This is a genomic window from Vibrio sp. 1-2 (7-a), from assembly GCF_013048515.1.
GTDB lineage: Bacteria > Pseudomonadota > Gammaproteobacteria > Enterobacterales > Vibrionaceae > Vibrio > Vibrio diabolicus.
The window spans coordinates 20,491-46,641 of sequence record NZ_VHSQ01000004.1; the positions used below are offsets into that span (position 1 = coordinate 20,491).

Consider the following 26,151-nt stretch of genomic DNA (forward strand, 5'->3'; position numbering starts at 1 on the left):
AGTGATAAGTGGCTGCCCACTTATCACTGTGGTTTACGCGACGTCGTTGTTACTCGACTTAATCAATCTGAGGGCCAGCGGCAACCAGAGATTTACCTTCCGCATTGTCCGTGTATTTATCAAAGTTATTGATAAAGCGTTCAGCCAAGTCTTTCGCTTTGCTTTCCCACTGAAGTGGATCAACGTACGTGTCACGAGGGTCTAGAATGCTTGGATCCACACCTGGTAGTGAAGTCGGTACTTCAAGATTGAAGATAGGAATGTGCTTAGTTGGTGCATCTTCAATCGAACCATCAAGAATTGCATCAATAATTCCGCGCGTATCTTGAATCGAGATACGTTTGCCAGTGCCGTTCCAACCTGTGTTCACTAGGTAAGCCTCAGCGCCTGCTGCTTCCATACGTTTAACCAGTACTTCTGCGTATTTAGTTGGGTGAAGCGTTAGAAACGCTGCGCCAAAACATGCAGAGAAGGTTGGTGTAGGCTCAGTAATACCACGCTCTGTTCCTGCCAGTTTTGCAGTAAAGCCAGATAGGAAGTGGTACTTAGTTTGCTCAGGTGTCAGTTTAGACACTGGAGGTAGCACACCAAATGCGTCCGCCGATAGGAAGATCACTTTATTCGCGTGACCGCCTTTTGATACTGGCTTAACGATGTTGTCGATATGGTAGATAGGGTAAGAAACACGTGTGTTTTCTGTTTTCGAACCATCATCAAAGTCGATAGAACCATCGCTACGTACCGTTACGTTTTCTAGCAGTGCATCACGGCGAATTGCGTTGTAGATGTCTGGCTCCGCTTCTTTCGATAGCTTGATGGTTTTCGCGTAACAACCACCTTCGAAGTTGAAGACGCCGTCATCATCCCAACCGTGCTCATCATCACCAATTAGCGCACGTTTAGGGTCAGTTGATAGTGTGGTTTTACCGGTACCAGAGAGACCAAAGAATACCGCTACGTCGCCATCTTTGCCCATGTTAGCGCTACAGTGCATTGATGCGATGTCTTTTAGAGGAAGGAAGTAGTTCATCATCGCGAACATGCCTTTCTTCATCTCACCGCCGTACCAAGTACCACCGATAAGTTGCATGCGCTCGGTTAGGTTAAATACGGTGAAGTTTTCTGAGTTCAGACCCTGCTCTTCCCATTTTGGGTTAGTGCATTTTGCGCCATTCATTACCACGAAGTCTGGTTCAAATGTTGCCAATTCTTCTTCCGTTGGGCGGATAAACATGTTTTTAACGAAGTGCGCTTGCCATGCGACTTCCGTGATAACACGAATGCTCAAACGCGTATCTGGGTTTGCACCACAGTAACCGTCAACAACAAACAAACGTTTGTTAGAAAGCTGGTTTGTGACCAGTTCTTTCAGCTCGTCCCACACTTCTGGAGTGATTGGTTTGTTGTCATTTTTTACTTGATCAGACGTCCACCACATATGCTCTTCTGTCGTAGCGTCTTTGACGATGTATTTATCTTTTGGTGAGCGACCAGTAAAGATGCCAGTGTCAACGGCAACCGCACCTAGTTCAGTAACCACGCCACGCTCATAACCAGTTAGGTCTTCACGCGTTTCTTCCTCAAACAACATTTCGTAGCTAGGGTTGCGAATAACCTCTTTAACGTTATGCAGTCCGTGCTTGGTTAGATCAAGTGTTGCAGCCTTAGTATGTTCCATAACGGTCATAGGTGCTCCTTATAAGGATTTTTGTAGGGATTTTGTAAGAATGTTTTAATTTTAATCTGCTCACCATGCTAGCAACGGGGCGGGGAGAAAACAGGGAGATAGCTCAAAATTTATCCATGATTTCAATAAGGTTTTAGGTAACCCGTCACATATTGGTGGGAATAGTTTATCGTGCACGCAATCCTTTGCGCTAGGGCAAAATCATTATTAATTGTTTAAAATTAAGCAGTTGTTTTATTACGCTTGAAGCGAGGCATTACGAGGGGTAGATCACAAAAATGCCAGCATTAAGCTGGCATTTTGTAGGGTAAATTACGTGCTTGATAAGCTATGTAAATTAATGAAGTGTTTTCTTGTCCGCAGAAGCTTGTGCATATAGTTCGGTGACTTCTGCTTCGTCGAACATATAGGTCGTGCCACAGTAATCACAATGTAAAGAAACGGATCCTACTTCAGCCAAAATGTCATAAATTTCAGCTTTCTCAACGGTGATGATAGCGGCACCACTACGATCACGAGAACAGCCACAATGGAATTCGACAGGTTGCGGTTCGTAAAGGCGCACTTTGTCTTGGTTATATAGGCGGTATAGTAGTTCGTTAGCTTCTAGACCAAATAGCTCTTCATCTTTTACCGTGTCAGTCAGTTGCTCTAGATGCTCGAAATCATCTGGTGAACCAGTGCCATCAGGGATTACTTGAATCAACATACCTGCTGCGTGGGCTTTACCTTCATGCTCGCCCGTGCGGATCCATAGGCGCGTTTTTAGCTGCTCTGAGTTTGCGAAGTAGCCTTCTAGTACGTCGGCTAGAGTATCACCTTCTAATCCAACAACACCTTGGTAACGCTCACCGTTTTTCGGTTCGATAGTGATAACGAGGTAACCTTTACCCATGAGATCGTGGAGGCTTGCATCATCGGCAATATCGCCTTCCCAGCGAGCCACGCCACGAACGCGTTGCTTGTGGTCACCGTTGATAACGGCAAGAGATACAGGGCCGTCGCCTTGCAGCTGAATGGTGATTGAGCCTTCGAACTTAAGAGTGGCAGTTAAAAGAGTGGTTGAAACGAGTAGCTCACCCAGCAGTTTCTCTATTGCTGCCGGATATTCCTTGCTGGAGATAACACGTTGGTACGCTTCATCCAATTGTACCAACTCGCCACGTACTGAAAGATCTTCGAATAGGTAGCGGTTTAAAACATTATTTGCCATGGAGTGCTTTCCTCGTTGGTAATTCCGGCTTTTATTGGTGTTTGAACTTAATGATGTCTCTGCGCTGCTTTTTATCTGGGCGGCGTTCTGGACTTGGGTTGTGGGCATTAAGCTTACGTTGAGTCGCGTGTTCCTCACGTTTCGCTATACTTTCATTAGTTTCGCGATACAAGGTCTGTGCGATGGGAGCGCCTCGGCGTTGATCAGAAATTTTTTCGATGATCACCGTTTTTTCTTCGTTGCCTTGACGAAGTCTTACTTCGGCGCCCACTTCAACGATTTTACTCGGTTTGCTTCGTTGGCCATTATAGTGGACTTTACCACCATCGACCATGTTACGAGCGATAGAGCGGGTTTTATAAAATCTTGCGGCCCATAGCCATTTATCTAGCCTAACGGCTTCATTTAGGGAACTCATAGAACACTACGCTATCTAATCACTGCCCGAATATGGCAATGAGTGATGGATTATTCACCTACAGATGGAGTCAAGGCGTATTTTTTTCAAGGGAGTTGGCAAAAACTGCATAAGAAAAAGGTATGAAAGACAACTTGTGATATAGTTCACTGCTCTTTGTTGAGTAATAATTTTATTGCAAATTTAGCAATTTAAAGTCGATAGCTATTGTTATAGCTTAAATGACGAACGTTAGAATAAAGGAATCCATTCAGTGAAACGTTTAGAGCTAAGTGCAGGATTATCAAGCAGACCGCTACTGGCTCAGATCAAGTCCAATAATTATACAATTCAAGCCAAACTTAGCTTGTTGCTCACCTGTCTGTTTATTGCGATAACCGGATGGATACTTGGCAAAATTGTATGGTTAGCCATACCTCAATCGTCGGAAGTGCCGCAATGGCGTCCATCGACGAGCAGCGTTGTTGCGAGCAATAAAGGCGACGCGATAGATTTTAATGCCCTTCAGAATGCCAACCTATTCGGTAAATTCACTGAACAAAAGCCTGCCGTTGTAGAACAACCTGTTGTTAAAGACGCTCCTAAGACGCGCCTTAACCTTACACTGGTTGGCGCGGTTGCAAGCAGTGATGCGAATACCAGTCTTGCTGTCATTGCCAACCGCGGTAAGCAAGCAACGTATGGTTTAGGTGAAGAAATTGAAGGTACGCGTGCGACACTAAAAGCCGTATTAGTGGATCGCGTCATCATTGATAACCAAGGTCGAGACGAGACCTTAATGATGCAGGGTATAGAATATAAGAAGCTATCTGAATCGCCGCAGATAGCCAGAGCCCAATCTCAACGAGCAGAATCAACGTCTGACGTTGGAGAAAAATTAGAGCAAATCCGAGAGGAAATTGCGAAAGATCCACAAAGCGTTTTCAAATACATCACCATTTCACCCGTCAAAAGAGACGGGGGCATTGTTGGTTATCGAGTGTCACCTGGTCGTGATGCCGCGCTGTTTAATGATGTGGGTCTAGAACCTGGTGATATTGCGGTGCAACTTAACGGGATCGATTTAAGCGACCCGTCTTCTTCAGTACAACTGATGCAAGTGATGAGCGATCCGCAAGAATTAAATTTAACTGTTGAGCGCGACGGCCAACAGTACGATATCTATATCCAATTGTAAGACTTAGGCAACCGGCGTAAGTTCAGGGAGACATACGTGAAACATTGGTTCAGCAAAAGTGCTTGGCTACTAGCAGGAAGTTTACTCTGCGTCCCAGGTGCAATAGCAAACGAATTTAGTGCCAGCTTTAAAGGCACTGATATTCAAGAATTCATCAACATAGTGGGTCGTAATCTCGAAAAGACCATCATTGTTGACCCTTCAGTGCGCGGTAAAATCGATGTCCGCAGCTATGACGTGCTTAACGAAGAGCAATACTACAGCTTTTTCCTTAACGTACTCGAAGTATACGGCTACGCCGTCGTAGAAATGGACAACGGTGTACTTAAGGTTATCAAAGCGAAAGACTCAAAAACGTCAGCAATCCCTGTATTAGGTGATGGCAGCGCGCAAGGCGACAGCGTTATCACTCGAGTTGTTGCGGTGCGTAATGTGTCGGTTCGTGAGTTGTCTCCTCTACTTCGTCAACTGATTGATAATGCTGGTGCTGGTAACGTAGTTCACTACGATCCTGCGAACATCATCTTGATCACAGGTCGTGCGGCGGTCGTGAATCGCTTAGCGGAAATCATTAAGCGTGTTGACCAAGCGGGTGATAAAGAAATTGAGCTGGTGGAACTGCGCAATGCTTCTGCTGCCGAAATGGTGCGTATTGTTGAAGCACTGAATAAAAGCACCAATCAGAAGAGCACGCCTGAGTTCCTTGAGCCTAAAATTGTTGCCGATGAACGCACCAACGCGATTTTGATTTCTGGCGATCCTAAAGTACGTGCGCGTCTGAAGCGATTGATTCGTCAACTTGACGTTGAAATGGCGACCAAAGGTAACAACCGCGTGGTTTACCTGAAGAACGCGAAAGCTGAAGATTTGGTGGATGTACTAAAAGGTGTTTCCGATAACCTACAAGCTGAAAAGCAAGTCGGCCAGAAAGCGTCAGGTGCCCAGCGTGGTGAAGTGGTGATTGCTGCGCACGCAGCGACCAACGCCTTAGTATTAACGGCTCCACCAGATATCATGAATGCGCTACAAGATGTTATTGCTCAGCTTGATATTCGTCGTGCTCAAGTCTTGATTGAGGCGCTGATCGTTGAAATGTCAGAAGGTGACGGCATTAACTTAGGTGTTCAGTGGGGCTCACTGGAAACCGGTGCGGTGATTCAGTACGGTAACTCTGGTGCACCGATTGGTCAGGTAATGGTTGGTCTAGAAGAAGCAAAAGATCAAACTCGAACTGAATACTACACAAATGCGAATGGCGAACGAACGCCATATGATGTTACTGAATCTGGTGACTATTCTACTCTTGCATCAGCACTGAGCGGTGTTAACGGCGCTGCGATGAGCATCGTGATGGGGGACTGGACTGCCTTAGTCAGTGCGGTAGCGACTGACTCCAACTCAAACATTCTATCTTCTCCAAGTATCACCGTAATGGATAATGGTGAAGCATCATTTATTGTTGGTGAAGAAGTGCCTGTTATCACAGGCTCTACGGCTGGCTCAAACAACGACAATCCATTCCAAACGGTTGATCGTAAAGAAGTGGGCATCAAGCTTAAGGTTGTGCCACAAATTAACGAAGGTGACTCTGTTCAGTTAAATATTGAGCAAGAAGTGTCCAATGTGTTGGGTGCAAACGGTGCGGTTGACGTTCGATTTGCTAAGCGTCAGCTAAATACCTCAGTTATGATCCAAGATGGTCAGATGCTGGTTCTTGGTGGCTTGGTTGATGAACGTGCACTCGAAAGTGAGTCAAAAGTACCGCTACTGGGTGACATCCCAGTGCTTGGTCATTTGTTCAAATCAACCAGCACGCAAACAGAAAAGCGTAACTTGATGGTGTTCATCAAGCCGACGATTATTCGTGATGGTATGACTGCAGACGGCATTACACAGCGCAAATACAACTTTATTCGCGCAGAGCAGCTCTACAAAGCGGATCAAGGATTGAAGTTGATGGCTGACGAGAAGATCCCAGTCATGCCAGCCTTTGGCCAGGAGCGTCAGCACCCAACCGAGATCCAAGCGTTTATTGATCAAATGGAAAATAACTAATGGTTGATATGTTAGACACAGCGCCAAGTATGCGTCGTCTGCCATTCAGTTTTGCCAATCGCTTTAAACTGGTGCTGGAGACAGAGCATCCTGAGCGTCCGCCCATTCTTTACTATGTCGAGCCGCTCAACCCAGCGGCTCTGGTCGAAGTCCGTCGTGTGCTGAAGAAAAGCTTCGTGCCGCAACCTATCGATAAAGAAGCCTTCGATAAAAAGTTAACTGAAGCTTATCAGCGTGACTCGTCTGAAGCGCGTCAATTGATGGAAGACATCGGTGCCGATAGCGACGACTTTTTCTCATTGGCTGAAGAGCTGCCGCATGATGAAGACTTGCTAGAGTCAGAAGACGATGCACCAATCATTAAGTTGATCAATGCGATGTTGGGTGAAGCGATCAAAGAAGGGGCGTCGGATATTCACATCGAAACTTTCGAGAAAACCCTTTCGATTCGTTTCCGTGTCGATGGCGTATTGCGTGAAGTGCTCACCCCGAGTCGTAAGCTTGCACCACTGTTAGTGTCGCGAGTGAAGGTCATGGCGAAGCTGGATATTGCAGAAAAGCGTGTACCTCAAGATGGTCGTATCTCGCTGCGTATTGGTGGTCGTGCGGTTGATGTGCGTGTTTCTACAATGCCGTCGTCACATGGCGAGCGAGTAGTTATGCGTCTGTTGGATAAAAACGCGACGCGTCTCGATTTGCATAGCTTAGGTATGACGCCGTCCGTACACGACAATTTCCGTCATCTTATTCAGCGTCCTCACGGTATTATCTTGGTCACCGGCCCGACGGGTTCTGGTAAGTCGACGACTTTGTACGCTGGCTTGCAAGAGATCAACAGTAACGAACGCAATATCTTAACGGTTGAAGACCCGATTGAATTTGACATTGATGGCATCGGTCAGACTCAGGTGAACCCGAAGGTCGACATGACTTTTGCGCGTGGCTTGCGTGCTATTCTGCGTCAGGACCCTGATGTGGTGATGGTCGGTGAGATCCGTGACTTAGAAACCGCACAAATTGCAGTGCAAGCGTCCTTAACGGGTCACTTAGTAATGTCGACCCTTCACACCAACACCGCTGTTGGTGCGATCACGCGTCTACGCGATATGGGCATTGAACCATTCCTTATTTCTTCATCGTTATTGGGTGTGTTAGCACAGCGCTTGGTTCGTACGCTTTGCCCGAGTTGCAAAGAACCGTATGAAGCCGATGCTGAACAGAAGAAACTGTTTGGTATGGAAGCGCATGAACCACTAGAGCTACACCGTGCTAAAGGCTGCGAAGCGTGTAACCAAAAAGGCTACCGAGGTCGAACAGGTATCCACGAGCTCATTATGGTCGATGAGCAAGTGCAAGAATTGATTCACCGAGAGTCTGGTGAGCAAGAAATTGAGAGAGCCGTTCGCGCCCATACGCCAAGTATTCGCAGTGATGGTTTAAGCAAAGTACGTCGTGGTATTACGTCACTTGAAGAAGTGATGCGAGTGACGAAGGAAACCTAATGGCGGCATTTGAGTACAAAGCGCTAGATGCAAAAGGCAAGCATAAAAAAGGCACGATAGAAGGGGACAACGCCCGACAAGTGCGCCAGCGACTCAAAGAGCAAGGGATGATCCCGATTGAAGTGGTTGAGACGAAAGCTAAATCGGCTAAGTCTTCAGGCTCAGTCAGCTTTAAGCGCGGCATCTCAACATCTGAGCTGGCACTAATCACACGTCAATTGTCCACGTTAGTCCAATCAGGTATGCCTCTGGAAGAATGTTTGCGCGCGGTCTCTGAGCAGGCTGAAAAGCCGAGAATTCGTTCTATGCTGGCTGCGGTTCGCTCGAAAGTAACCGAGGGTTATCCGCTCGCCGACAGTTTTGCTGATTACCCCTACGTGTTTGATGAGCTCTATCGCTCCATGGTTGCGGCGGGTGAAAAGTCAGGCCATCTTGATACGGTATTAGAGCGTTTGGCGGACTACGTCGAAAACCGTCAGAAGATGCGTTCCAAACTGCTTCAAGCCATGATTTACCCGGTGGTTTTAGTGGTGTTTGCGGTTGTTATTGTTTCTTTCTTATTAGCGACAGTGGTACCCAAAATCATTGAGCCAATCATTCAGATGGGACAAGAGTTACCTCAGTCAACACAGTTCTTACTGGCAGCCAGTGAGTTTGTGCAAGATTGGGGGCTTATCATCTTCGTCGTGCTGGTGGTGTTTTTCTATGGGCTCAAACTGGCGTTGCAAAAACCAGACTTTCGCTTAGCTTGGGATAGAAAAATCTTGAGTCTACCGCTATTGGGCAAAATCTCTCGAGGTTTGAATACCGCACGATTCGCACGAACACTTTCGATTTGTACTTCCAGTGCGATTCCAATTCTAGAAGGCATGCGTGTCGCGGTGGATGTTATGTCTAATCGCTATGTGAAGCAGCAAGTGTTACTTGCTGCAGATAACGTTCGAGAAGGTGCCAGCCTGCGTAAGGCGTTAGATCAAACTCGTCTGTTTCCACCAATGATGCTACACATGATCGCCAGTGGTGAGCAAAGTGGTGAATTGGAGAGCATGTTGACGCGTGCTGCCGATAACCAAGATCAAAACTTTGAATCTACAGTCAATATTGCGTTAGGCGTATTCACTCCGGCATTAATTGCCTTAATGGCTGGATTAGTGTTGTTCATTGTGATGGCGACCTTGATGCCAATGCTAGAAATGAATAACTTGATGAGCGGATAAATTCGAATTAAGACGTGTCTACTTACGGCATGGCTTGAATCTAACTTTCGGAGAAAAAAATGAAATTTAAACGTAGTAAACAACACGGTTTCACACTTTTAGAAGTGATGGTTGTTGTCGTTATCCTTGGTATTTTGGCAAGTTTCGTTGTTCCAAACCTATTGGGTAACAAAGAGAAGGCTGACCAACAAAAAGCGATTACGGACATCGTAGCGCTGGAAAATGCCCTAGATATGTACAAGTTGGATAACAGCGTTTACCCAACGACAGACCAAGGCCTGGAAGCATTAGTTAGCAAGCCTTCTAACCCAGAGCCTCGCAACTACCGTGATGGCGGTTACATCAAACGTCTTCCTAATGATCCTTGGGGTAACCAGTACCAGTACCTAAGCCCAGGTGATAACGGTACGATTGACATCTTCACTCTAGGCGCAGATGGCCAAGAGGGTGGAGAAGGTCCAGCTGCAGATATTGGCAACTGGAACATGCAAGATTTCCAATAAATAGAGCTTAAGCCAGCACTAATGAAGCAAATGCGAAAACACAACGGTTTTACATTGATAGAAATTCTATTGGTGCTGGTTTTGCTATCCCTCACGGCAGTGGCCGTGATCACGACATTACCGACCAGCCAAAAAGATCTTTCCAAACAGTATGCTCAAAGCTTTTTTCAGCGTTTACAGCTGCTTAACGAAGAGGCCGTACTAAGCGGTAAAGACTTTGGCGTTCGAGTAGATGACGCTAAATCAACGTACGCTCTACTGAGTTTGACCGCGGAAGGTTGGCAGCCTCTGGAGTTAAAGCAGATTCCGAGCAAAACCAAGTTGGAAGATGACATTACGCTACTGCTCGAGCTAGGTGGCGGTGCTTGGGATAATGATGAGCGCCTATTCAAACCGGGCTCTCTTTTTGATGAAGACATGTTCGCTGAAGAAGACGACGAAAAGAAAAGTAAGCCACCGCAAGTGTTTATCTTTTCCAGTGCAGAAGTTACGCCATTTACTCTGTCTTTTTTTCCGCAAAATGGTGAAGCCTTTAATGACGGGTGGCGAGTCATCGGCAAAGAAAGTGGACAAATCTTGTTACTAGCGCCGGGCGAAGAAGTGAAAGAGGATGAGAATGCGCAATTCTAAGCAAGCTCGCCCACATTGGAGTCATCGCCGGACGAGAGGCATGACACTACTGGAAGTATTGGTCGCACTGGCTATTTTCGCCACCGCTGCCATCAGCGTCATTCGCTCGGTGAGCCAGCATATTAATACGATCAGTTATTTAGAAGAAAAAATGTTTGCAGCCATGGTTGTGGATAATCAGATGGCCAACGTGATGTTGAGTACCAGTGAACTTAAAGTAAAGAACGGCACAGAAGAGCTGGCTGGGCGCACTTGGTACTGGAAAATCACGCCTGTTGCCACCACGCAGCCATTGCTGAAAGCATTTGATGTGAGTGTCGCGCTCGAGAAAAACGCGAGCCCAGTCGTGACGGTACGAAGTTATGTGGCGCAATAAGAATCCACGCGCAAGTAAGCGCCAACTGGCAAAAGGTTTTACACTTATTGAAGTGCTGGTCTCGATTGCCATTTTTGCCAGTTTAAGTGTCGCCGCGTATCAAGTGGTATCTCAAGTGCAGCGTAGCAATGCGCTATCACAAGAACGAACTCAGCGCTTAAATGAAATTCAGCGCGCCATGGTGATGATGGATAATGACTTTCGTCAAATGGCGATGCGCCAAACGCGGACAAATGGTGAAGAGCCCGCGAGCCAACTGATTTTTTGGTCAGATTACTTGCTCGACTCCGACACTAAAGGGCTAATGTTTGCTCGTTTAGGATGGCACAACCCTCAACAGCAGTTTCCCCGAGGGGAGGTCACCAAGGTTGGCTATCGTTTAAAAGAAGAAACATTACAACGAGTATGGTGGCGCTACCCTGACACGCCAGTGGGTCAACAAGGCATCGTTACCCCATTGCTGACGCAGGTCGAATCGTTTGATATGCGTTTTTACGATGGTAAACAATGGAAAAAAGAGTGGGATGATGAAAAGTCGCTACCGAAAGCGGTTTCTGTGATCCTTACTCTCAAAGATTATGGAGAGATTGCCCGCACTTATCTGACTCCTGATGGCACATTGAGTCAGAAAGAAGGAAGTTCAGGAGGCAGCAATAATGGTTAATCGTCAGCGCGGTGTCGCTTTGATTATTGTGCTGATGTTACTGGCGATTATGGCGACAGTTGCCGCCAGTATGTCGGAGCGTTTGTTTTTGCAGTTTCAGCGGGGCGCCAATCAAGTTAACTACCAGCAAGCGTATTGGTATAGCCTTGGGGTAGAGGCGTTGGCAAAAGTCGGTATCGAGCAAAGCTACAAAGACACCGATACGATCAATATGAGTCAGCCGTGGGCAATAAAAGAACAAGTCTATCCGCTAGATTATGGTCAAGCGGCGGGACGAATTAGAGACAAACAAGCGTGCTTTAACCTCAATGTATTGAGCCGTGTGCAACCGACGGGACAGCAAATCGCAAGACCTTATTTAGTCAATGTGCTGCAGCGTTTATTGGAAGAATCGGATGTTGAATCGTATCAGGCAGAAATCATTGCAGACTCTACCTGGGAATACATTGATGCTGATGACAGCGTTCGCTCCACAACCGGGGTCGAAGACAGCACATATGAAGCAATGAAACCCGCGTATTTAGCGTCAAATGGCTGGATGGCAGATGCCACCGAGTTGCGAGCGGTTTATAAGGTGAGTGGTGAGATTTTCCAAAAATTGGAACCGCTAATCTGCGCATTGCCTAGTGATGACTGGCGTTTAAACGTAAATACGATTGAAGTCGAGCAAGCTCCGATTTTGGTGGCAATGTTCTCACCAAACTTAAGCAGTAGTGATGCGATTCAGCTAATTGAAAAACGCCCATTTGATGGGTGGGATAGCATTGATGAATTTTTAGCAGAGTCAGAAATGGCTGGCTTAAGTGAAGATGTAAAGAAAAACGCCAAAGGCTATTTGGGTGTGGATAGCGCCTTTTTTGAATTGGATGCACAAGTGTTGGTGGATGAATCACGTGTACGTATCCGAAGCCTTTTGCAAAGTACAAATAGAGAGACGGTGACCGTAGTTCGCCGTCGTTTTGGAGGGATCAGTGAGCGAGTTTCTGACCGTTCGGCTGAGTAGCGAACAACAAAGTACCATTCCTTGGGTGGTGTGGTCGACAGATCAACAGGAAGTGATTGCCAGCGGTGAAATCGCCGGATGGGAACACTTAGATGAGTTGATCTCTTATGCAGGTCAGCGCCAAGTTGTGGCGCTATTGGCGAGTAATGATGTGGTCTTGACGCAAGTGGATATACCGCCAGGCGCAACACGTCAGTTCGACGCGATGTTACCGTACCTTGTGGAAGATGAAGTCGCGCAGGACGTTGATGGCCTTCACTTTACCGTGTTAGGTAAACAAGCGGATAAAGCGCAAGTGTGCGCTGTTGAACGCGCTTGGATTCAGACCGTATTACAGCGTTTTTCAAGCCAAGGCATCACCATCAAACGCATCTTGCCAGATGTGCTTGCGTTACCTGTTCAGGGAGAGCATAGCAGTGCCGCGATGCTTGGTGATCAATGGTTGATTCGTCACTCAGCGACAGAGGGTGCGGTTGTCGATGCTTCTTGGTTAGACCTTTACCTCTCTTCTTATCTACAAAATCATGAAGGTTGGAAGCTCGATTGCTATAGCTCAGTCCCTGAATCTGCGTTACCTGAAGTATGGGAGCCGCAGCCAGAAGAAATGACCATGGGGTTACTGGCGAAGGGGGTGACAGAAAGCAAAGTCAATTTGCTGACCGGGATCTTCAAGCCTAAATCTTCTTGGGGTAAATACTGGAAGCTCTGGCAAAAAGCCACCATTGCTGCGGGCGTGCTTATCGTTGTTATGGTTGCGCAGCAGTTGCTCGTCGTCCACAAGTACGAAGCACAAGCACAAGCGTATCGTGAGGAGAGTGAGCGTATTTTCCGCCAGGTGTTCCCGAATAAACGACGAATTCCTACCGTTAGTTATCTCAAACGACAAATGGATGATGAAGAGCGCCGCTTATCTGGTGGTGGCGGTCAGCAGGCGATGTTGTCTTGGTTGGCGGCACTGCCCGCGACACTGGGTCAGGTCAGCGATTTGGAAATCACCAGCTTTAAATATGATGGTCAACGTGGCGAAGTGCGAATTCAAGCTCGCAGTTCAGACTTCCAACCTTTTGAGCAGGCTCGCGTGAAATTGGCAGAGAAGTTTAATGTTGAGCAAGGACAGCTGAACCGTAGCGATAACGTTGTGGTTGGCAGCTTTGTTTTGAAGCGTTTGTGAGGTGATGATGAAAAACTTAATTTCTCAAGCTCAGGTTTGGTGGAGCAGCATCTCACAGCGTGAGCAGCGTTTGGTCATGGGATGTGGCGCTATTGCCGTTATCGGCATTATTTATTGGGGGTTGCTACAGCCAATGAGCCAACGTGCGGAGCTAGCTCAATCACGTATTCAAAGTGAAAAACAGTTGCTGGCTTGGGTACAAGATAAAGCGGATGGCATTACTGCACTGCGCAAAAGCAGCGGTGTGAGCTACTCTAGCCAACCGTTGAATCAACTGGTTTCTTCTTCAGCCCGTCGTTATAAAGTTGAGTTGATTCGAGTACAACCTCGCAATGAGAGTGTTCAGGTGTGGATCAAACCACTCGCGTTTAATCAGCTGGTGGATTGGTTACGTTACTTGAAAGAGCAACAGGGTATTGAAGTCGAATTTTTAGATATCGACCGAACGGATCAAGCGGGCATGATTGATGTGAACCGCCTTCAGTTTAAGCGAGGTTAAGGTGAAGCGAGCAGTACTTTACGTTGTTATCTTTATCGTCTTTTTTTCAGTTAGTCTTTTAATGGGATTACCCGTTTCTTGGGTGTTACAGCAAGCACCAACCGTGAGAGGACTAGACATTCAGGGGGCCAATGGCTCTGTATGGCAAGGTCAAGCTTCTAGTGTTCGTTGGCAGCGCCAGAACCTTGGAGAAGTTAATTGGGATTTCCAGTGGTCGAGTCTACTAACTGGTAAAGCTGAGTTTGCCGTACGCTTTGGTCGTGGTAGTGAAATGGACGTTCGTGGTCGCGGTTTTGTTGGCTATAGCTTGAGTGATGGCCCTTATGCCAAAAACTTAGTTGCCTCGATCCCGGCAGTAAAAGTTGTTGAGCAAGCACGTCTCCCTGTGCCCGTCGGCGTTGATGGGCAACTTGAGTTAAATATTCGTCATGCGACTTATGCCGCGCCTTGGTGTAAGAATGGTGAAGGCACTTTAGTATGGAATGCCAGTGGTATTCAAAGCCCTGTTGGTAGTCTAGAACTCGGTCCTGTGATTGCCGATCTAAACTGTCAGGACAGTGTGTTGACGGCTGCAGGTGAGCAAAGCAGTAAACAAGTCTCAGCGGCGTTCTCGGCAGAGCTGATGCCTAATCAGCGATACTCAACCAAAGCCTGGTTTAAGCCAGGAGCTGAGTTCCCATCCAGCATGAGTGAGCAACTGAAATGGTTGGGCAAGCCGAACCCTCAAGGTCAATACGAGTTTAATTACCAAGGTCGCTTCTAACCTATCATGACAAAAACCAAAATTCTCAAAGAGCTGCGATTGTGCAGCTCTTTTTGCTTTTGGAACATAGTAGGCGAAACCCTCTATTCGCTGTACAAAGATCGTGGTGATAATAGGGTGTAATTGTAAGGTTTTGATTTTAAAGGGATGTTTTTCTTGTGTTCAGCGCTTTAAGCGATTGGAACATAGTAGGCCAAATGCTCCTAACGCTGTACAAACAGGTCAAAAAGAAAAGGCCACGAACATATTCGTGGCCTTTCTATTGCTAGAATTTTGTGTTCTAAATTTTACCGATAGGGGCTTAATCTTTGCGTTGTAAAATCTCATTCCAAGGTAAATCCGCATCACCAAGCACAATAAAGTTTGGGTTTTCTAGTGTTTCCCGCTCGTTATATGACAGCGGCTCCAATTGCGTGCTGAGAATACGTCCGCCCGCTTCTTCAACAATGCATTGTGTCGCAGCGGTGTCCCACTCGCCAGTTGGGCCTAGTCGGAGGTAGCAATCTACAGCGCCTTCTGCAACAAGACACGCTTTTAATGCCGCAGAGCCGAGCGGAATTAAATCGTAATTCCAAGCGCTGCTCATGCGGCTAGTGATGCGATTGATGTCTTGACGGCGGCTAATAGCAATCGCGATGCTTTGCCCTGGCTGCTCGTGTTTGTGCGTATGGATTTTTACGCTGTCCGACATGTCGGGAGTTTTCCAAGCACCTTTGCCACTATAAGCGTAATAAGTCACGCCAGAGACAGGGCCATAAACGACCCCCATGGTTGGTTTATTGTTGTCGACCAGTGCAATAATAGTCGCAAAGTCGCCGCTGCGAGCGATGAATTCTTGAGTACCATCGAGAGGGTCGACTAACCAATACCGTTCCCACTGAGCTCGTTGCTCGAGGCTGATGTCTGCGTCTTCTTCTGACAATACGGGAATGTCGGGTGTGAGTTCACTCAAGCGTTCAGTGATGAGCTTGTGAGCCGCGATATCTGCGCTTGTTACCGGAGTCTCGTCACTTTTGGTGTAGGCCTCGTACTGTTTTTTTTCATATATTTCGAGGATCATTTGCCCGGCACTACGGGCAATTTCGATGACTTGAGGAAGCAGGTGAGATAGATCTTTTGTCATTGGCATAAGTGATAGTCCTTACTCACAGTATTATTCGGTTCTCATGACCGTTATTGGTTATGTTTGTGAGTGGTGTTTGGTAAGTGTTTCAGTGCCAACATTAGCGCGGTGATGCTTCGTGCTTCACAGAAATCCATGTGAGTTAATAACTCTTCGGCTTGCGCAAGTGGCCAACGCACAATTTCCAGAGGCTCAGGCTCATCGCCTTCTTGCTTCTCTGGATAAAGCGCCTGTCCTAAAAATAGAGTCATTTTGCTCGAAAAGTAAGACGGCGCGAGGATAACTTGTTTCAACGGAGTCAGCTGATTGCAGCCAAAGCCGATTTCTTCTTTTAACTCTCGATCCGCAGCTTGGTGTGGGGTTTCACCTGGATCAATCAACCCCTTCGGGAAGCCCAACTCGTAGCGTTCAGTCCCAGCGGCGTATTCACGTACCAGTAATAAATCGCCTTGCTCAGTCACAGGAACCACCATCACCGCATCGCGTCCACTTGGCTTCATGCGTTCATAAGTACGGTGTTCACCATTGGAAAAACGAAGGTCGAGCGCTTCCACGGCAAACAGTTTGGATTTTGCGACCGTTTGGCATGAGAGTATCTCTGGTGGGGTCCGTTTCGACATGGCGCTGGCTCCTTGGTGTCGTTGGCGTTTACGAGATGCGTAAGATTCTTAATATATGAGAACTCCGCCTGAGTTTCTAGCGGATTTTGCGGGCAGCACTAAGCATCTCAAGGTTACCTCAGTATCGATACAAAAATGGGAGACCGAAGCCTCCCATTTTCTGACCGTATTTACTCTTAGTAGTAAGAGTGATCACCACGGTCATGTTCTGTTGCATCACGAACAGCGGTGAGTTCACCAACGAATTGGTTTAGCAGCTCTTTCTCGATGCCTTCTTTTAGTGTTACGTCAACCATAGAACAGCCATTACAGCCGCCACCAAATGCAACAATAGCAATGCCGTCTTCAGTGATCTCAACCAAGTTTACGTGACCACCGTGGCCAGCAAGCTGTGGGTTGACTTGAGTTTGGATAACGTATTCAACGCGCTCAACCAGTGGCGCGTCGTCCGCAACTTTACGCATTTTAGCGTTAGGTGCTTTTAGCGTTAGCTGAGAGCCCATTTTATCGGTAACAAAATCGATTTCAGCGTCTTCAAGGAATGGCAGGCTTAGCTCATCCACGTAAGCTGAAAAACCGCTGTAAGGGATTTCAGTGTCGGTCGCTTCTACTGCTTCTGGTGGGCAGTAAGACACGCCACACTCAGCGTTTTGTGTACCTGGGTTCACAACGAAAATACGAATGTTAGTCCCTTCAGGCTGTTGACCTAAAAGGTTAGCGAAATGCGTTTGCGCAGTTTCTGTAATAGTAATATTTGACACGACGAATACCCGAGTAAATTTGTAGGTTACTGCTGCTATTCTACTCTTGTTGACGTATGGGTCTAGTCTTTTTGATGCTAAGGCATGGCGAAGCGATCTAGAGAGAACGAGGAGCAGGTGTTCTGCAGATGCAGTAAATATCGATGCTTTCTACGCCAACTTCAAGTAGTAAATGACATAATTGTCGGACGGTACTGCCTGTGGTGACTACATCATCGACGATGGCAACATGGGAAGAGTGAGGGCGCTTATTGAGAATAAACGCGCCTTTTAAGTTTTGTTCACGGCTTGCTTTGGTATTACCACGCTGTGATTGAGCGAGCTTTACTCGACGAAAGACCTTCGCATCAAAATTGGTCTGCAATTGCTGGGCTAAATGTCGGGCTAAAACATCACTTTGATTAAACCCCCGGCGTAGGTAGCGCTGCCAGTGCAATGGTACACTGGTAATGATTGGAGCTGGTGTTGTAATGTGCTGCGCCAGTTGCTGGGTTAGTGCTTTTACATGCCAAGACTCTCCATGATCTTTAAAGCGTTGTACTTCCCGTGAAAGGGGAAAGTCGTAATCGCCTAACGTATATAGTCTTTGCCATGGCGGTGGTTCTGAAAGGCATTCACCACAAATACTATCCGTACTCATCTCCTCTTTCTGTAACGTTAAACCGCAACGTTGGCATCGATTGATTGGAGTTAGGTATTTTAAACAGTGCTCACACCAACGCAGAGCATGCGTGTGGTTTGGTGTTTGAATCGGGAACCGACACAGACCGCATTGACTGCTCAACATGCGATGCATGATGTTTTGCCAGTGATGAGATAACATAGCGCTTATTCATGGTGATATTTTACTCAGCCTAACGCTTGGCTGATGGCGTAGGGAATAAAATTAGTGGGAGAGATTGAGAGCATGAGCACGAAATTACATTGGCAGTCGTTTGGTGAAGGACCAGATCTGGTGTTGTTACATGGTTGGGGTATGAATGGCGCGGTTTGGCAGCAAACCGTCGAATCACTTCAAACCGATTTCCGTGTTCATGTTGTTGACCTTCCGGGCTATGGACACAGTGCCGAGCATCATGGTGAAGATTTAGACCATATTGCTAACTTGGTCGCGCAAAGTGCGCCAAAGAAAGCGATTTGGCTTGGCTGGTCCCTCGGAGGCTTAGTGGCGACGCATGTCGCATTAAACATGCCCGAGCGTGTGACTAAGTTGATCACCGTAGCCAGTTCACCAAAATTTGCCGCAGAAAAACCGTGGCGCGGCATTCAACCGAATGTACTGAGCGCGTTCACCTCTCAGTTGTTAGAAGATTTTTCACTGACCATTGAGCGCTTTATGGCGTTGCAAGCGATGGGCAGTCCATCTGCACGCAAAGATGTGAAACAACTCAAGCAAGCGGTACTGTCGCGCCCTCAGCCAAACCCTGAGTCGCTGTTGGTTGGGCTAAACATCCTTGCTGATGTGGATCTGCGCGATGCATTGACGTCTCTTTCTGTACCAATGCTGCGTCTTTATGGTCGTTTGGATGGATTGGTGCCGATTAAAGTGGCGAATGATTTAAGTGAACAGTTACCTCATACTCAGCAGTTTGTTTTCAATCAGTCCTCTCATGCGCCCTTTATGACCGAACATGACGAGTTTTGTGCCCAAATTCGAGAGTTTGCTCACGATTAATCAAACACGAGCGGAAAAAGCTCAAGCTGTTTAAAAAGTGGTCGACATAAAGGTTGGTGAGGTTTTATTAGCCAATAAAGCTAAGCCATATTGACGAGTTGGGCGACTCTGAGGAGGGTTCGCAATGATTGTGTCACCGACCAACGTAAGTGTGCCACTGATCGCCCCATCCGTGAATGTGCAGACGGAACAAGCAGCTCGCGACAATAAAGTCCGAGAGCCTGTGACGCCAACGGTCGCATTGGCCAAAACCAATGCAGAGCGAAAAGTAAAAGGCGATGACAAGCGCCGACGTCAGTCTTCTTGGGATCCTTCAGAGCATCCTGATTATGACATGGAAACAGAAGTCGACACGCGTTATCAAGAAGAGCCGGAAGATACACTAGAACGGCTTTTTAGTTTGCTTGCGCTCAAGTCGTACAGTGAAGACCAAGGTAAGGGCTACGCAATTCGTTTTCGCTTACCAAAGCGCATTTTGGATGCTGCGATCAATGAAGGATTAATGGAAAAGCGCAGGAAGGTGATCAAGTTTCATTATGGTCATGCAGTCGCTCCCCATACCCCGTCAGAAGTGATAGCAGTATTATGACGACTCAATATCCTACTCAAACAAAAACGCTCCAAGCAGATTGAACTGATTGGAGCGTTTTCTTTTTAGCTATGAAAGCTCGTTAGCGGTGAGCCTAGGCGAGATTACTTTTTCGCTTTAGCAAACGCTGCCGCAAAAGCACCGCCCATTGCACTGTTCGATGAAGACTCATCGCGGCGAGGCTGACGACGTTGTGCTTGGTTATTACGACGCGGTGCGGCTGAAGAGCGTTGGCTTCGGTTATCTTGACCCGGTTCGTCTTTCATACGCATCGATAGACCAATACGCTTACGCTGTACGTCCACTTCCATCACTTTTACTTTGACGATGTCACCTGCTTTCACGACTTCACGTGGATCAGAAACATAGCGGTCAGTCAGCGCAGAAATGTGGACCAGACCATCTTGGTGAACACCGATATCGACGAAGGCACCAAAGTTGGCTACGTTCGAGACCACGCCTTCTAGGATCATGCCCGGTTCTAGATCAGAAACTGAGTTTACGCCTTCTGCAAACGTAGCGGTCTTGAATTCAGGACGTGGGTCACGACCCGGTTTATCCAGCTCTTTGATGATATCGGTAACCGTTGGGACACCAAAGTGTTCATCGGTATAGTCCACAGCGTGTAAGCCTTTGAGGAATGCTGAGTCACCAATCAGTGCCTTGATGTCTTTGCTGTTTTTCTCAGCAATTGCTTTGACTACTGGGTATGCTTCCGGGTGGACTGCTGAAGCATCAAGTGGGTTCTTGCCGTCCATAATACGTAGGAAGCCCGCACACTGTTCGAACGCTTTAGGACCCAAGCGAGGTACTTTCTTCAACGTCGTACGTGCTTCGAAGCGGCCATTTTCGTCGCGGAAGTCGACAATGTTCTGCGCGATGGTGCTTGATAAGCCTGCTACGCGCGTTAATAGTGCGGCAGAAGCCGTGTTCACATCAACGCCAACCGCGTTTACACAGTCTTCCACAATCGCATCTAGGCGTTTTGCCAACATAGATTGGCTTACATCGTGCTGGTATTGACCCACACCGATCGATTTCGGATCGATTTTCACGAGCTCAGCCAATGGATCTTGCAAACGACGCGCAATCGACACTGCACCACGCAGTGATACGTCCATATTCGGGAACTCTTTCGCTGCGAGTTCAGAGGCCGAGTACACCGATGCGCCTGCTTCGCTGACGATGATTTTCTGAACTTTTAGGTTGCCGCGTTTGATTACGTCTGCGACAAAGCTATCGGTTTCACGAGAAGCCGTGCCGTTACCAATCGCAATTAAATCCACGTTGTACTTACGCACTAACTGGTCAACGATTTGCGCTGATTTGTCGTATTGTTTTTGCGGAGGGTGAGGGTAGATGGTTTCCGTAGCCAGAACTTTACCCGTTGAATCGACAACCGCGATTTTTGAACCGGTACGCAGGCCAGGATCGAGACCAAGTGTTGCGCGAGGACCTGCCGGCGCCGCCATTAACAAATCTTTTAGGTTAGTCGCAAATACTTCAATCGCTTCAATTTCAGCACGCTCTTTCATTGCGCCCATCAATTCGGTTTCCATGTGCATCGATACCTTGATGCGCCATGCCCAGCTGATCACTTGTTTGCGCCATGCATCTGCTGGTGCGCTACTTAACGTTACACCATAATGGTCGGCAATGATGGTTTCACAGTAAGATTGGCGAACACCTTCTTCCTGCTCTGGGTCAGCGTTCATGGCTAAAGTCAGGAAGCCTTCATTGCGGCCGCGCAACATCGCAAGTGCACGGTGAGAAGGGACTTTGCTCAGCGGTTCGTTGTGATTGAAGTAATCTTTGAACTTCTCACCTTCTTGCTCTTTTCCTTCAACGACTCGTGAGACAAGTTCCGCATTACGATTTAAGTGGTTACGGATTTTTTCCAGTAAGTTTGCGTCTTCAGCAATGCGTTCCATGATGATCGCACGGGCACCGTCTAGGGCGGCTTTGGTATCTGTGATGCCTTTGTCGGCATCAAGATATTTACTTGCTTCGCTTTCTGGCTCGGTTTGCGGATGATTCCACAGCATGTCAGCTAGCGGTTCTAGGCCGGCTTCAATGGCGATTTGGCCTTTAGTTCGGCGTTTAGGTTTGTAAGGTAAGTAAAGGTCTTCAAGACGAGTCTTGCTATCGGCTTGAATAATTTCTTGCTCAAGCTCAGGCGTCAGTTTGCCTTGCTCTTGGATCGATTTGAGAATGGTTTGACGGCGGTCATCCATTTCACGAAGGTAAGACAGACGGCTGTCCAGAGTACGCAGTTGGGTATCATCAAGGCCACCCGTCACCTCTTTGCGGTAACGTGCAATAAAAGGGACGGTGTTACCGTCATCAATTAGGGTGACAGCGGCGTTGACTTGCTCAGGGCGAACATTCAGTTCTTGAGCAATCATACGACAGATAGCTTGGCTCATCCGTGTTTTCTCTTTCAATTCGGTTTGGGTTGTATAGAACATTGGGGTCGTTCGAAGAATTTGCAATGTTTTAAATTAACGAGACAAAAATTTACCGGGCGCTGGTGGACATCAGTCAGATTTGTGTCAAAACTGTAATTAAATTGAGAACTTATATCCGCAACTATCGACTAACCTATATCCACGGTTATTGATATAACTAAATGTACCTCGGCTTATACGGATAATCATGATGAAAAAAATGTCTTTGGCGTTAGCGCTTACGAGTGCCTTACTTTTCGCCCCGCTTAGTTGGGCACAATCCATATCAGCAACCACACAAGACCCTGTATATCAGCTTGATGACAAGTTGGTGCTTGGACGAGTGGAGAGTGTTTACTACAGTGATATTCCAGAGCTAAAAGCGGTACCATTTATTGGCAAGATTGATACTGGTGCTGACACCACGTCTATGCATGCAGAGAACATCCATGTCAGTAGCTCTCATCCTGACTACCAGAACTTGAAAGACAACGAGTTGTTGTGGGCGATTGTCGATGATTTAGGTGGGACGAAGGCGAAGTGGGATGCCGATACTTTTAAACCATATCAAGTGAAGGTGAGCTTTACGGTTCCTCATCCTTACACAGGAAAAGAAATACAGATTACCGATGATCTGGAGCGAGTGAGCGCTATTCGTAGTCGAACAAGCAAAAAGCCTATTTTACGCCCGACGATAAAAATGCCGATGACGATTGCAGGCCACACCGTTGATACAGAAGTGAACCTGACCAAGCGCACGCAATTCTCTTCTCCTATCTTGATTGGTAAAACCTATCTCGATAACAATGCGTGGGTATTCGCTGGCTACGACTATCTTCAAGAGCAACCAAGCGCAAAAATGATCGGCAAAAAAGAGACGGTTGAAGTTGAGGGTGTGCCATACAAGATCAGCATCTCAACCACCAGCCGCTACACCAACGTTCACGCACTGGATATCAAGGTTGATAAAAAGAACAATGAAGTTTCTTTCACGCTAGAAGGTGAAAACGGCAAGCGCCACCCAATGACGTTACCTTTGGTACGCATGCTGAAAACCACCAAGAGCGAGCGTCCGTTGGTCTACTTACCAGTGAAAATCGACGAAAACGAAACTCAACGTTGGTTAGTCTATTTGCGTGACCGCAGTAAGTTCAGTTCACAAATTCGCTTGGGTCAGGATGTCGCGAGCCAACACTTTGTGATTGATACCGACAGAGAAAACCTATTGGGCGGTGTTGAAAAAACGTTCAAGAGCGCACTCAAGTCAAAGCCCCTCGTGATTTCACCGGAAGAACAAGTCACCATTGATGGTTATACCGTTCCTGCTTACCCCACGTTTACGGTGAAAACGCCATTACTGCGTGTAAATGGCTTTGAAGTAACAGAAAAAGGTAAGGATGAATCCGTCACGTTTTATTTAATGAACGATGAGGGTAAAGAAGAAAAAATTACCAAGCCTGTGGTGAAAAAACTCAAAGTGGGTAGCACTGTGCGTCCCGTTGTTGATGGCGATTTCCTTTTCGGTAGCAAAGAGACATCAATGGAATTTGCACTCGATGTGCTAGATGAAGACGAGACGCAACCATTTTTCGTTTTTGGTCATGACATCGCCAAAGGCGGTGTGCTGCTGAATACTCGCGCCGACCATTTACTAGATGCAAGACCGCTTTTCAAAGCCGGTCATATCGAAGTGGCTGAAGTGGAAGGGATGTCTTTCCCTGTTAAATTGGACACTGGTGCTGACGTGAGCTCGATTAATGCCAAGGACATCAAGCGCTTTCAAAAAGACGGTAAAGATATGGTGAGCTTTACTTATGAAAACGATCTAGGCATGACCAAGGCGTTTACCCGTGAGGTGGTGGATGTCATGCGTATAACGGCCAAAAAAGGAGAAAAGGCCAACGAACGGCCGGTAGTAGAAATGCACGTTAAACTTGGCGAGTTAGAGAAGAAGATCCGAGTCAATTTGCAAGACCGAGGTCGCTTCCATTACAGCATGATTTTAGGTAAAAACTTCCTAAAACATGGCGCGGTTGTTTCGAGTGATACGAATTACATCGTGACGCAAAAACCAGATTACGAAAAGTAGCACTCTGGCCGCCTTATTATCTTGATACCCAAAGCCCGAACGAAGCCAGTGCTTTGGGTATATCATCTCCTTAATGCTGCTCAAGAGCGGCATTTTTTAGTTGAGATAGGAGTTAACTTGAAAACTAAGCTGATTACCCGTGAAGGTTATAACAAACTCAAACAAGAGCATGATTACCTTTGGAATGAAAAGCGTCCTGAAATCACCAAAATCGTCACTTGGGCGGCGAGCCTGGGCGATCGCTCAGAAAATGCGGATTACACCTTCAACAAACGTCTGCTTCGTCAGATCGATCGTCGTGTTCGATTTCTTCGCAAGTTTCTGCCTGAAGTCACGATCGTTGACTATTCTCCACAGCAAGAAGGCAAAGTCTTTTTTGGTGCTTGGGTTGAAATAGAAAATGAGGCAGGAGAGGTGAAGAAGTTCCGCATAGTTGGGCCTGAAGAGATTTATGGAGATGCGAAAGACTACATCTCTATCGATTCACCTATGGCGCGAGCGATGTTGAAAAAACAAGTGGATGAAGAGTTCACGGTGCGAACCCCAGAAGGTGAAAAAGAGTGGTTCATTAACTCGATTGAATACAACAAACCAGCCTTGGAAGACTGAGGCTTTATCGCGGACTCAAGTCTTTTGAGGTTGACTCAAAAGTTGTTTGGGTCTCAATGTCAGCTTATTGGATACAAAGGCATGATGCCTTTATCGGAGAAGTAAAATGAACAAAGCAGTCATGTGTAGCGCTGCACTAACAATAGGATTCTCACTATCAGTTTTTGCTCAAGATGAAGTGAAAGGCTGTGACGCCAAAGAGTTAGCGGTAGAACAGCAGCTTGAGTATGCGAAAGCACAAGGTAATGAACATCGAATTAAAGGCTTAGAACAGGCACTTACCGCTATCCAGAATGAATGTTCGGAAGGTGAACTGCGTCAAGAACTGCAAGCGGAAGTGGACGAAAAGGCGCGAGACGTTGAGGAGCGTGAGCAAGAATTAGCGGAAGCGCAGCGTTCAGGGAAAGCAGACAAAATCGAGAAAAAACGTCACAAATTGGCAGAAGCACAACAAGAGTTACTTGAGGCCAAACGTGAACTGGAATGGAATTATGGCCAATAGTAGGTGCTGAAAATACCTGCTAGAGAGAAAATAAAGCGCTTAAGATAAAAAGAGTAACAATTTGCTTGAGCACGTTAGGAAAAACAGTGATACATTTTCGACAATAGATGCTTCTGAAAGGATGTTTCAATGCAAGAAAATCATAAAATTTTAGTGGTTGATGACGATGCTCGTTTACGTGCTCTATTGGAGCGTTACCTTTCTGAGCAAGGTTTTCAGGTCCGAAGTGTCGCCAATGGCGAACAGATGGATCGCCTACTAACGCGCGAAAACTTTCACTTAATGGTGCTGGACCTAATGTTGCCAGGTGAAGACGGTTTGTCGATTTGTCGTCGTCTACGCCATGCAAACAACATGCTGCCAATCTTAATGCTCACCGCGAAAGGTGATGAAGTGGACCGCATTGTGGGTCTGGAAGTGGGGGCGGATGATTATTTGCCAAAACCATTTAACCCACGTGAATTACTCGCTCGCATTAAAGCCGTATTACGTCGTCAAACCGTAGAGTTGCCGGGCGCGCCAAGCACCGAAGAAAAAGTAGTGGAGTTTGGTGAGTTCCGACTCAATCTAGGCACTCGCGAGATGTTCCGCGGTGACGAGGCAATGCCACTGACCTCAGGAGAGTTTGCTGTCCTGAAAGCGCTCGTGACGAATGCGCGAGAGCCGATGTCACGAGACAAATTGATGAACATGGCACGTGGCCGTGAATATTCTGCGATGGAACGTTCTATTGACGTGCAAATCTCACGTTTGCGTCGCATGTTAGAAGATGATCCAAGCAAGCCACGCTACATTCAAACCGTGTGGGGCTTAGGTTACGTTTTCGTCCCAGACGGCAAAGAGGTGTAATCTCCTCAC

26 protein-coding genes are annotated in these 26,151 nt (G+C 47.0%); 18 read left to right on the forward strand and 8 right to left on the reverse strand.

The features are described from left to right. Positions 1-58 precede the first annotated feature (58 nt). From pckA to hslR, 3 genes are all read right to left on the reverse strand, one after another. Positions 59-1,687: a phosphoenolpyruvate carboxykinase (ATP) gene (pckA, locus tag FKN08_RS12575; RefSeq protein ID WP_005395000.1), complete on the reverse strand. Its 1,629-nt coding sequence runs from the start codon at positions 1,685-1,687 to the stop codon at positions 59-61. 337 nt (positions 1,688-2,024) lie between these two features. After that, complete coding sequence (hslO, locus tag FKN08_RS12580) at positions 2,025-2,900, reverse strand: Hsp33 family molecular chaperone HslO (RefSeq protein ID WP_074191889.1); 876 nt, start codon at positions 2,898-2,900, stop codon at positions 2,025-2,027. 31 nt (positions 2,901-2,931) lie between these two features. Beyond that, the gene (gene hslR, locus FKN08_RS12585; protein ID WP_031780440.1) at positions 2,932-3,318 is read right to left on the reverse strand and encodes a ribosome-associated heat shock protein Hsp15; all 387 of its coding nucleotides are present in this window, start codon (positions 3,316-3,318) and stop codon (positions 2,932-2,934) included. Between the two features lie 253 nt (positions 3,319-3,571). On the opposite strand from hslR, the gene gspC reads away from it, so the two are divergent. Genes gspC through FKN08_RS12645 form a run of 12 tightly spaced genes read left to right on the forward strand, consistent with a single transcriptional unit; the run spans position 3,572 to position 14,878 of the window. Continuing rightward, positions 3,572-4,495, forward strand: coding sequence for a type II secretion system protein GspC (gspC, locus tag FKN08_RS12590; protein WP_048624610.1), 924 nt, complete (start codon positions 3,572-3,574; stop codon positions 4,493-4,495). Positions 4,496-4,531: 36 nt separating this feature from the next. Next, a complete protein-coding gene (gene gspD, locus FKN08_RS12595) occupies positions 4,532-6,550 on the forward strand; it encodes a type II secretion system secretin GspD (RefSeq protein ID WP_005394995.1) in 2,019 nt (672 codons plus the stop codon). After that, positions 6,550-8,052, forward strand: a complete 1,503-nt coding sequence (gene gspE, locus FKN08_RS12600) for a type II secretion system ATPase GspE (protein WP_005394994.1) — start codon at positions 6,550-6,552, stop codon at positions 8,050-8,052. Before gspD ends, gspE begins: the two co-directional genes overlap by 1 nt. After that, positions 8,052-9,269: a type II secretion system inner membrane protein GspF gene (gene gspF, locus FKN08_RS12605; protein WP_085343381.1), complete on the forward strand. Its 1,218-nt coding sequence runs from the start codon at positions 8,052-8,054 to the stop codon at positions 9,267-9,269. The genes gspE and gspF overlap by 1 nt, the downstream gene beginning before the upstream one ends. Positions 9,270-9,328: 59 nt before the next feature. Continuing rightward, positions 9,329-9,772, forward strand: a complete 444-nt coding sequence (gspG, locus tag FKN08_RS12610; RefSeq protein WP_005394985.1) for a type II secretion system major pseudopilin GspG — start codon at positions 9,329-9,331, stop codon at positions 9,770-9,772. A 30-nt stretch (positions 9,773-9,802) separates the two neighbouring features. Beyond that, on the forward strand, positions 9,803-10,402 hold the full coding sequence (gene gspH, locus FKN08_RS12615) for a type II secretion system minor pseudopilin GspH (protein WP_139060256.1): 600 nt from the start codon (positions 9,803-9,805) through the stop codon (positions 10,400-10,402). Next, complete coding sequence (gspI, locus tag FKN08_RS12620; protein ID WP_162860657.1) at positions 10,389-10,778, forward strand: type II secretion system minor pseudopilin GspI; 390 nt, start codon at positions 10,389-10,391, stop codon at positions 10,776-10,778. The genes gspH and gspI overlap by 14 nt, the downstream gene beginning before the upstream one ends. Continuing rightward, a complete protein-coding gene (gspJ, locus tag FKN08_RS12625) occupies positions 10,765-11,442 on the forward strand; it encodes a type II secretion system minor pseudopilin GspJ (RefSeq protein ID WP_006741790.1) in 678 nt (225 codons plus the stop codon). The genes gspI and gspJ overlap by 14 nt, the downstream gene beginning before the upstream one ends. Next, complete coding sequence (gene gspK, locus FKN08_RS12630) at positions 11,435-12,445, forward strand: type II secretion system minor pseudopilin GspK (protein ID WP_170892249.1); 1,011 nt, start codon at positions 11,435-11,437, stop codon at positions 12,443-12,445. Before gspJ ends, gspK begins: the two co-directional genes overlap by 8 nt. Further along, the gene (gene gspL / locus FKN08_RS12635; RefSeq protein WP_005394975.1) at positions 12,414-13,616 is read left to right on the forward strand and encodes a type II secretion system protein GspL; all 1,203 of its coding nucleotides are present in this window, start codon (positions 12,414-12,416) and stop codon (positions 13,614-13,616) included. The genes gspK and gspL overlap by 32 nt, the downstream gene beginning before the upstream one ends. Before the next feature lie 7 nt (positions 13,617-13,623). After that, positions 13,624-14,115 (forward strand): type II secretion system protein M, encoded by a 492-nt coding sequence (locus FKN08_RS12640; protein WP_085343383.1) that lies wholly within the window; start codon positions 13,624-13,626, stop codon positions 14,113-14,115. Position 14,116: 1 nt separating this feature from the next. Next, positions 14,117-14,878 (forward strand): type II secretion system protein N, encoded by a 762-nt coding sequence (locus tag FKN08_RS12645; protein ID WP_104971139.1) that lies wholly within the window; start codon positions 14,117-14,119, stop codon positions 14,876-14,878. Between the two features lie 301 nt (positions 14,879-15,179). Here FKN08_RS12645 and cysQ read toward each other — a convergent pair whose 3' ends face one another. From cysQ to FKN08_RS12665, 4 genes are all read right to left on the reverse strand, one after another. Beyond that, positions 15,180-16,007, reverse strand: a complete 828-nt coding sequence (gene cysQ / locus FKN08_RS12650; protein ID WP_170892250.1) for a 3'(2'),5'-bisphosphate nucleotidase CysQ — start codon at positions 16,005-16,007, stop codon at positions 15,180-15,182. Between the two features lie 44 nt (positions 16,008-16,051). After that, positions 16,052-16,621: an ADP compounds hydrolase NudE gene (gene nudE / locus FKN08_RS12655; protein WP_005394971.1), complete on the reverse strand. Its 570-nt coding sequence runs from the start codon at positions 16,619-16,621 to the stop codon at positions 16,052-16,054. Between the two features lie 176 nt (positions 16,622-16,797). Further along, the gene (nfuA, locus tag FKN08_RS12660; RefSeq protein WP_005394968.1) at positions 16,798-17,382 is read right to left on the reverse strand and encodes a Fe-S biogenesis protein NfuA; all 585 of its coding nucleotides are present in this window, start codon (positions 17,380-17,382) and stop codon (positions 16,798-16,800) included. A gap of 97 nt (positions 17,383-17,479) precedes the next feature. After that, complete coding sequence (locus tag FKN08_RS12665; protein ID WP_170892251.1) at positions 17,480-18,205, reverse strand: phosphoribosyltransferase family protein; 726 nt, start codon at positions 18,203-18,205, stop codon at positions 17,480-17,482. 84 nt (positions 18,206-18,289) lie between these two features. On the opposite strand from FKN08_RS12665, the gene bioH reads away from it, so the two are divergent. Both bioH and FKN08_RS12675 read left to right on the forward strand, forming a co-directional pair. Beyond that, positions 18,290-19,057, forward strand: coding sequence for a pimeloyl-ACP methyl ester esterase BioH (gene bioH / locus FKN08_RS12670; protein WP_006741796.1), 768 nt, complete (start codon positions 18,290-18,292; stop codon positions 19,055-19,057). 124 nt (positions 19,058-19,181) lie between these two features. After that, the gene (locus FKN08_RS12675; RefSeq protein ID WP_005379316.1) at positions 19,182-19,646 is read left to right on the forward strand and encodes a hypothetical protein; all 465 of its coding nucleotides are present in this window, start codon (positions 19,182-19,184) and stop codon (positions 19,644-19,646) included. Positions 19,647-19,750: 104 nt separating this feature from the next. Here the strand turns inward: FKN08_RS12675 and FKN08_RS12680 are convergent, their stop codons facing one another. After that, on the reverse strand, positions 19,751-22,072 hold the full coding sequence (locus FKN08_RS12680; RefSeq protein WP_170892252.1) for a Tex family protein: 2,322 nt from the start codon (positions 22,070-22,072) through the stop codon (positions 19,751-19,753). Between the two features lie 229 nt (positions 22,073-22,301). Here FKN08_RS12680 and FKN08_RS12685 point away from each other — a divergent pair, with 229 nt between their 5' ends. The 4 genes from FKN08_RS12685 (at position 22,302) to ompR (ending at position 26,142) form a co-directional block, all read left to right on the forward strand. Further along, the gene (locus tag FKN08_RS12685) at positions 22,302-24,182 is read left to right on the forward strand and encodes a RimK/LysX family protein (RefSeq protein ID WP_170892253.1); all 1,881 of its coding nucleotides are present in this window, start codon (positions 22,302-22,304) and stop codon (positions 24,180-24,182) included. 117 nt (positions 24,183-24,299) lie between these two features. Beyond that, on the forward strand, positions 24,300-24,791 hold the full coding sequence (gene greB, locus FKN08_RS12690; protein ID WP_005394962.1) for a transcription elongation factor GreB: 492 nt from the start codon (positions 24,300-24,302) through the stop codon (positions 24,789-24,791). Positions 24,792-24,897: 106 nt separating this feature from the next. Beyond that, complete coding sequence (locus FKN08_RS12695) at positions 24,898-25,293, forward strand: DUF1090 domain-containing protein (protein ID WP_005394961.1); 396 nt, start codon at positions 24,898-24,900, stop codon at positions 25,291-25,293. Positions 25,294-25,422: 129 nt separating this feature from the next. Further along, entirely contained in the window at positions 25,423-26,142 is a 720-nt protein-coding gene (gene ompR / locus FKN08_RS12700; RefSeq protein WP_005394960.1) for a two-component system response regulator OmpR, read from the forward strand. Positions 26,143-26,151: the final 9 nt, after the last annotated feature.